A 1111-nucleotide genomic window follows, 5' to 3' on the forward strand; every position below is an offset into this window, starting at 1 on the left:
CGAGCCGGTCGACGGGCACCGCAAGCGCATGACCAGGGGAAGAAACCAACCAGCCACCCCGCCGGGAATCGTCGGAAGAGCCCACGAACGGGTGACTCATCGATGGGCCAGCGGGCTTCAGATCACTACCGCAGACGGCCCGCAGCACATTCCCGGCGTATGCCAGCCGCCCTCCCAGTTGAGGTGCACGGATAACCGTCGGCTGCGGCACAGATCACCGAACACCCTCACGAGACTGGCGGTTTGGAGCTTCACACCCTGCGACCGGGTGCTCGCAGTTATGGTCGCCGTGATGGCCGTGTCCGATGGAGGGGGCGAACGTGGTAGGCGTGGAGCTGGCGGTGGGCTACTTCTTCGCGTGGGCCGTGCGCAAGGCGCGGCGGGTGTCCGGTCGGGCGGATGCGGAGGTCGATCAGGCGCTGGACGCCGGGATGGACCGGTTGCACGAGGTGGTGGCCACCCGGTTGGGCCGTGAGCCGGCGCTGGAGAGCGTGGCGCGGGAGGTGACCGACGGCCGGGAGGAGCCGACCGCGGAGACCCGGGACCAGCTGGAGCTGGCCTTGAGGTACACGGCCTCGTGCGACGCCGAGTTCGCCGCGGCGCTGCGACAGGCCATCGAGCAGGTCCGGACGGCCGAGGCGGCCGCCGGTCCCGGGGCGGGCAAGTACACCGTGAGCGGGAACACCTTCGACAAGGCGGCCGTCCAGATCGGCGACAACAACGAGCAGCACAACCACTTCGGGTCCTAGTGACGACTGAGGCAGCCGGAGGCCAGTGGCCCGGCTTCGGTCCCGGAACCGTCATCAACCTCGCGGTGGTGAAGGGCGACCATAACGTCCAGAACAACTACTTCATCACCAAGGACCCCGATCCGGTGGAGTCGGCGACGCGGCATCTGGCCGGGCTGGTGTGGGAGCAGTGGCACCACGAGGCCGAGCTGCGGGACCTGTTCCCGGTGCCGATCCCCGTTCTGTGGCGCATGACCGACGGCGGGAACCTCGGCGACCACGACCACCTGACGGGCGGTCCCATGGCCGGAAGCGCCTCGGATCTGGACTCCTTCGCCCGGTCGTTCTCTCAGCGGCAACCGCGGCGCCTGACCATCCTGGGT

Annotated in this window: 2 protein-coding genes; both read left to right on the forward strand. The window is 68.9% G+C overall.

Features of this window, described 5'->3' with window-relative positions:
* Positions 1–329: 329 nt before the first annotated feature.
* A complete protein-coding gene (locus tag ACIQCZ_RS42485; protein WP_402291570.1) occupies positions 330–749 on the forward strand; it encodes a hypothetical protein in 420 nt (139 codons plus the stop codon).
* A gap of 68 nt (positions 750–817) precedes the next feature.
* On the forward strand, positions 818–1111 hold a 294-nt coding region (locus ACIQCZ_RS42490), incomplete at its 3' end, for a hypothetical protein (protein WP_402291572.1).

It is taken from the genome of Streptomyces sp. NPDC093149 (assembly GCF_044754145.1).
Lineage (GTDB): Bacteria > Actinomycetota > Actinomycetes > Streptomycetales > Streptomycetaceae > Streptomyces.